This is a genomic window from Streptomyces sp. NPDC003697 (assembly GCF_053587115.1).
On sequence record NZ_JBSFNN010000018.1, the window covers coordinates 97,073 to 103,572 of the forward strand.

Sequence of the window (6,500 nt, forward strand, 5' to 3'; positions counted from 1 at the left end):
ACAGATGCTCACCGCGGTCGACCACGTGCAGCTCGCCGCGCCGCCCGGCGCGGAGGACCGGCTGCGGGCGTACTACGCCGGCGTCCTCGGCATGACGGAGATCCCCAAGCCGCCGGTCCTGGCGGCGCGGGGAGGGTGCTGGTTCCAGGCCGGGGCCGTGCAACTCCACCTGGGCGTCGAGGAGGACTTCCGGCCCGCCCGCAAGGCACATCCGGGACTCAGGGTGACGGGGATCGAGGAGTACGCCTCCCGGCTGGCGTCCCGCGGCGCGCCGGTCACCTGGGACGACGCCCTGCCCGGCCACCGCCGCTTCTACTCCGAGGACCCGGTCGGCAACCGCCTGGAGTTCCTGGAGCCCGTCGCCCCCGCGCAGTGACCGCGCCGGCGCCCCCGCCCGGTCAGCTCTTGCGGTGGCCGATCAGCCGCGGTTTCTGCTCCAGGCCGTCCAGGCCGTGCCACGCCAGGTTCACCAGGTGCGCGGCCACCTCCGCCTTCTTCGGGCGGCGCACGTCCAGCCACCACTGGCCGGTCAGCGCGACCATGCCCACCAGGGCCTGCGCGTACAGCGGGGCCAGCTTCGGGTCAAAGCCGCGGTTCTTGAACTCGCGGCCCAGGATGTCCTCGACCTGGGTGGCGATGTCGGAGATGAGGGAGGCGAAGGTGCCCGTCGACTGGGGGATGGGGGAGTCGCGGACGAGGATGCGGAAGCCGTCCGTGTACTCCTCGATGTAGTCCAGCAGCGCGAACGCGGCCTGCTCGCACAGCTCCCGCGGGTGCCCCGCGGTCAGTGAGCCGGTCACCATGTCCAGCAGGCGCCGCATCTCACGGTCCACGACGACCGCGTACAGGCCCTCCTTGCCGCCGAAGTGCTCGTAGACCACCGGTTTGGAGACGCCGGCCTTGGCCGCGATCTCCTCCACCGACGTGCCCTCGAAACCCTTGGTCGCGAACAGGGTGCGGCCGATCTCCAGCAGCTGCTGGCGGCGCTCGGCACCGGTCATGCGGGTGCGGCGCGCGCGCCGGGGCTTGTCGTTGCTGGGGGTGCTCGAGTCGGTCGCCACGGCGACCATCATGCCGCCTGCGCGGCTTCCCTCCGGCGCCGGGAGCCGCCTTCACCGCCGTTGCGGCGGGAATCGATGCGCGAGCGTGACGGCCAGCGCACGTCGTACGCCCAGCCCAGCTGCTCGAACCAGCGGATCAGACGGGCGGAGGAGTCCAGCTGGCCGCGCTCCACACCGTGCCGCGCGGAGGTCGGGTCGGCGTGGTGAAGGTTGTGCCAGGACTCGCCGCAGGACAGGATCGCCAGCCACCACACGTTGCCCGAGCGGTCGCGCGACTTGAACGGGCGCTTGCCGACCGCGTGGCAGATGGAGTTGATCGACCACGTCACGTGGTGCAGCAGGGCCACCCGGACCAGCGAGCCCCAGAAGAACGCCGTGAACGCGCCCCACCACGACATGGTCACCAGCCCCCCGATCAGCGGCGGCAGCCCGAGCGACACGATCGTCCACAGCACGAACTGGCGGGAGACCGCGCGCAGCGTCCGGTCCTTGATCAGGTCCGGCGCGTACTTGTCCTGCGGGGTCTGCTCCTCGTCGAACATCCAGCCGAGGTGGGCCCACCACAGACCCTTCATCAGCGCCGGGATCGTCTCGCCGTAGCGCCACGGGGAGTGGGGGTCGCCCTCGTGGTCGGAGAACTTGTGGTGCCTGCGGTGGTCGGCCACCCAGCGGACCAGGGGCCCCTCGACCGCCATCGACCCCATGATCGCGAGCGCGATCTTCAGGGGCCGCTTCGCCTTGAAGGAGCCGTGCGTGAAGTGCCGGTGGAAACCGATGGTGATGCCGTGGCAGCCGAGGAAGTAGAAGAACACCAGCAGGCCGAGGTCCAGCCAGCTCACCCCCCATCCCCAGGCCAGCGGCACGGCCGCGACCAGCGCGAGGAACGGGACGGTGATGAACAGCAGGAGCGTGAGCTGTTCGATCGAACGCTTCTGCTCCCCGCCCAGCGTCGCGGAGGGCAGTGAGGGGTCGGTCGCCTCCGGGGCGTCTGCGATCACATCGGAGCTTGTGGTCATGGGCGTCCCCTGTGGGGTCGAGGAATGCGGCAGGTGCCGGAGGTGGAGGAACCCGTCAGCCTGGCAGCTCCCTACGGGTCCGTAACCTACGGCATCGTAAGTATGTCAGTGCGTCGCCTCCCGGCAAGAGCCCCTAGCCAGCGAGTCCGGGTCGACACCTAGACTTGGACTCGGTCGGACAGCGCGGTCCGCTCTGTTTTCTTCCCGGTTGCCCCCCTCCTGAAGCGGCACCGCCGCGCGGGTGCGGCTGCCCGGGTTCCCTCCCAGACGAGCTTCAACACTGCAAGGAGCCGCACCTGTGAGCAGTGCCGACGACCAGACGACGACCAGCAGCGAGCTGCGCGCCGACATCCGCCGACTGGGTGACCTCCTCGGTGAGACCCTCGTCCGGCAGGAGGGTCCCGAACTCCTCGACCTGGTCGAGAGGGTGCGCCACCTGACCCGCGAGAACGGCGAGGCCGCCGCCGAGCTGCTGCGCGGCATCGAACTGGAGACCGCGGCCAAGCTGGTCCGCGCCTTCTCCACCTACTTCCACCTCGCCAACGTCACCGAGCAGGTCCACCGCGGCCGCGAACTGCGCGCCAGGCGGGCCGCCGAGGGCGGCCTGATCGCCCGCACGGCCGACCGCCTGAAGGACGCCGACCCCGAGCACCTGCGGCAGACGGTCGAGCACCTGAACGTCCGCCCGGTGTTCACCGCCCACCCCACGGAGGCCGCGCGCCGGTCGGTTCTGAACAAGCTCCGGCGCATCGCCGCGCTGCTGGAGACCCCCGTCCTCGACTCCGACCGCCGCCGCCACGACACGCGTCTGGCGGAGAACATCGACCTGGTCTGGCAGACCGACGAGCTGCGCGTCGTCCGGCCGGAACCGGCGGACGAGGCCCGCAACGCCATCTACTACCTCGACGAGCTGCACGCCGGCGCCGTCGGCGACGTCCTGGAGGACCTCACCGCCGAACTGGAGCGGGTCGGCGTCAGGCTGCCCGACGACACCCGCCCCGTCACCTTCGGCACCTGGATCGGCGGCGACCGCGACGGCAACCCCAACGTCACCCCGCAGGTGACCTGGGACGTGCTGATCCTCCAGCACGAGCACGGCATCAACGACGCCCTCGACATGATCGACGAGCTGCGCGGCTTCCTGTCGAACTCGATCCGCTACACCGGCGCCACCGACGAACTCCTGCAGTCCCTCCAGGCCGACCTCGAACGGCTGCCCGAGATCAGCCCGCGCTACAAGCGGCTCAACGCCGAGGAGCCCTACCGGCTCAAGGCCACCTGCATCCGGCAGAAGCTGGAGAACACCAAGCAGCGCCTGGCCCGCAGCACCGCCCACGAGCCCGGCCGCGACTACCTCGGCACCTCCGAACTGCTGCGCGACCTGCGGATCATCCAGGACTCCCTGCGCGCGCACCGCGGCGGCCTGTTCGCCGACGGCCGCCTGGGCCGCACCATCCGCACCCTGGCCGCCTTCGGCCTCCAGCTGGCCACCATGGACGTCCGCGAGCACGCCGACGCCCACCACCACGCCCTCGGCCAGCTCTTCGACCGGCTCGGCGAGGAGTCCTGGCGCTACGCCGACATGCCCCGCGAGTACCGCGCCAAGCTGCTCGCCAAGGAGCTGCGCTCCAGGAGGCCGCTCGCCCCCACCCCCGCCCCCGTCGACGCGGCCGGCGCCAAGACGCTCGGCGTGTTCGAGACGGTCGGGCGGGCGCTGGAGGTGTTCGGGCCGGAGGTCGTCGAGTCGTACATCATCTCGATGTGCCAGGGCGCCGACGACGTGTTCGCCGCGGCCGTGCTCGCCCGCGAGGCCGGCCTGATCGACCTGCACGCCGGCTGGGCGAAGATCGGCATCGTGCCGCTGCTGGAGACCACCGACGAGCTGAAGGCGGCCGACACGATCCTGGAGGACATGCTCTCCGACCCCTCCTACCGGAGACTGGTCGCCCTGCGCGGCGACGTTCAGGAGGTCATGCTCGGCTACTCCGACTCCTCCAAGTTCGGCGGCATCACCACCTCCCAGTGGGAGATCCACCGCGCCCAGCGCCGCCTGCGCGACGTCGCCCACCGCTACGGCGTCCGCCTGCGCCTCTTCCACGGCCGCGGCGGCACCGTCGGCCGCGGCGGCGGCCCCAGCCACGACGCCATCCTCGCCCAGCCCTGGGGCACCCTGGACGGTGAGATCAAGGTGACCGAGCAGGGCGAGGTCATCTCCGACAAGTACCTCATCCCCTCCCTCGCCCGGGAGAACCTGGAACTGACCGTGGCGGCCACCCTGCAGGCGTCCGCCCTGCACACCGCCCCCCGCCAGTCCACCGAGGCCCTCGCCCGCTGGGACGCGGCCATGGACGTCGTCTCCGACGCCGCCCACGCCGCCTACCGGCGCCTCGTCGAGGACCCCGACCTGCCCGGCTACTTCTTCGCGTCCACCCCCGTCGACCAGCTCGCCGACCTGCACCTCGGCTCCCGCCCCTCGCGCCGCCCCGATTCCGGGGCGGGCCTGGACGGCCTGCGCGCCATCCCCTGGGTGTTCGGCTGGACCCAGTCCCGGCAGATCGTCCCCGGCTGGTTCGGCGTCGGCAGCGGCCTGAAGGCGCTGCGCGAGGCCGGCCTGGACACCGTGCTCGACGAGATGCACGAGCAGTGGCACTTCTTCCGCAACTTCGTCTCCAACGTGGAGATGACCCTCGCGAAGACCGACCTGCGTATCGCGCAGCACTACGTCGACACGCTCGTCCCCGACAACCTCAAGCACGTGTTCGACACCATCAGGGCCGAGCACGAGCTGACCGTCCGCGAGGTCCTGCGTATCACCGGCGAGAAGGAACTCCTCGACGCCCAGCCCGTCCTCAGGCAGACCTTCGCCATCCGCGACGCCTACCTCGACCCGATCTCCTACCTCCAGGTCACCCTGCTCAAGCGGCAGCGCGACGCGGCAGCCGCCGGCGAGGAACCCGACCCGCTGCTCGCCCGCGCCCTGCTCCTCACCGTCAACGGCGTGGCAGCCGGTCTGCGCAACACCGGCTGATCCCGGCCGGACGGCACGAACGGGGGTGCCCCCGGGTTCCGTACGGGCCCGGGGGCACCCCCGTGCGAGGGAGGCGAGCGGATCGGCACGCTCGCGCGGGGATCCGCGGGCGGCTCACAACGTCACGAACGCGCCCGTCAGCAGGGCCACCCCCGCGCCCGCCAGCACCCATGCCGCCCGCGTCCGCCGCAGCCCGCCCGCGACCACCACCGACGCCAGCAGCAGCGCGCCGCCCAGTGGGGCCCACGCGTACAGGATCCCGGCGGGGCCCGACCGCACCACCTCGTCGGTGCCCGGCTTCACGATCACGCGGTACGTCCGCCCGAGGCGCACCCCGGCCGTGTGGGCGACCACGACCCGGTCCCGCGCCGTCGACCCCTGCGACACCGGTGCGTAGGGGCCGCTGCAGGTGTCCTCACCGCACCACGTCACCCGCACCGTGCCGCTCTCGCGGCCCTTGGCCAGCATCACGTGCTGCGCCGTGCCCCACGACGCCCACACCCCGGCGATCAGGATCAGCGCCGTGACCGTGGCCATCGCCGCGTTCCGCCCGAACCGCAGCACGGTGGACGCGGCCCGGCGAGCAGGGGTGGCTGTGGCAGGCATGGCCGGGATCATTGGCCACACCTCTGCGTCAGGTCAACTTCCCGGGGGACAAGTCAGGAGTTGTACGCGCTTTGCGCCCGCTCAAGGCCCTCCGTGACCAGGCACTCCACCGCGTCCGCCGCGCGGTCCACGAAGTAGTCCAGTTCCTTGCGCTCCGCGGAGGAGAAGTCCCTCAGCACGAAGTCCGCCACCTGCATCCGGCCCGGCGGGCGCCCGATCCCGAACCGCACGCGGTGGTAGTCCGCGCCCATCGCCTTCGTCATCGACTTCAGGCCGTTGTGCCCGTTGTCGCCGCCGCCCAGCTTCAGCCGCAGCGTGCCGTAGTCGATGTCCAGCTCGTCGTGCACGGCCACGATGTTCGCCACCGGCACCTTGTAGAAGTCCCGCAGCGCGTTCACCGGGCCGCCCGACAGGTTCATGTACGACAGCGGCTTCGCCAGCACCACCCGCCGGCTGCCCGCCCCCGGCGGCCCGATCCGGCCCTCCAGCACCTGCGCCTGCGCCTTGCCGGCCCGCTTGAACCGTCCGCTCATCCGCTCGGCCAGCAGATCCGCCACCATGAACCCCACGTTGTGCCGGTTCATGGCGTACTCCGGTCCGGGATTGCCCAGCCCGACTACCAGCCAGGGGGCGTTGGCGGGGGTGGTCACGTCCGTCTCTCCTTGATACGCGCCGGCCGCCGCCTCCCGTGCACGAGCACGGGCTGCGGCAGGGCGGCGGTGATGCCGAACTCGGGCGAGAAGTAGGCGATCGCGGCGGGCAGCTCGGCGGACCGGGTCTGGTTCCAGC

The 6,500-nt window shown here is 71.6% G+C and carries 6 protein-coding genes; 2 read left to right on the forward strand and 4 right to left on the reverse strand.

The features are described 5' to 3' along the window. The first annotated feature begins 4 nt into the window (after positions 1-4). Positions 5-376 carry a VOC family protein gene (locus ACWDNY_RS10550; protein WP_451645343.1) on the forward strand — a complete coding sequence of 124 codons (372 nt, stop codon included), beginning with the start codon at positions 5-7 and terminating at the stop codon, positions 374-376. 22 nt (positions 377-398) lie between these two features. On the opposite strand, the gene ACWDNY_RS10555 is transcribed toward ACWDNY_RS10550, so the two are convergent. Further along, positions 399-1,073: a TetR family transcriptional regulator gene (locus tag ACWDNY_RS10555; protein ID WP_451645344.1), complete on the reverse strand. Its 675-nt coding sequence runs from the start codon at positions 1,071-1,073 to the stop codon at positions 399-401. Continuing rightward, a complete protein-coding gene (locus ACWDNY_RS10560) occupies positions 1,070-2,077 on the reverse strand; it encodes an acyl-CoA desaturase (RefSeq protein ID WP_451645345.1) in 1,008 nt (335 codons plus the stop codon). Before ACWDNY_RS10560 ends, ACWDNY_RS10555 begins: the two co-directional genes overlap by 4 nt. Positions 2,078-2,375: 298 nt before the next feature. Between ACWDNY_RS10560 and ppc the strand changes: the two genes are divergently transcribed. Continuing rightward, positions 2,376-5,105 (forward strand): phosphoenolpyruvate carboxylase, encoded by a 2,730-nt coding sequence (gene ppc / locus ACWDNY_RS10565; protein WP_451645346.1) that lies wholly within the window; start codon positions 2,376-2,378, stop codon positions 5,103-5,105. Positions 5,106-5,219: 114 nt separating this feature from the next. Here the strand turns inward: ppc and ACWDNY_RS10570 are convergent, their stop codons facing one another. Both ACWDNY_RS10570 and pth read right to left on the reverse strand, forming a co-directional pair. Further along, complete coding sequence (locus ACWDNY_RS10570) at positions 5,220-5,723, reverse strand: hypothetical protein (protein WP_451645347.1); 504 nt, start codon at positions 5,721-5,723, stop codon at positions 5,220-5,222. A gap of 41 nt (positions 5,724-5,764) precedes the next feature. Beyond that, positions 5,765-6,361: an aminoacyl-tRNA hydrolase gene (pth, locus tag ACWDNY_RS10575; RefSeq protein WP_451645348.1), complete on the reverse strand. Its 597-nt coding sequence runs from the start codon at positions 6,359-6,361 to the stop codon at positions 5,765-5,767. Positions 6,362-6,500: the final 139 nt, after the last annotated feature.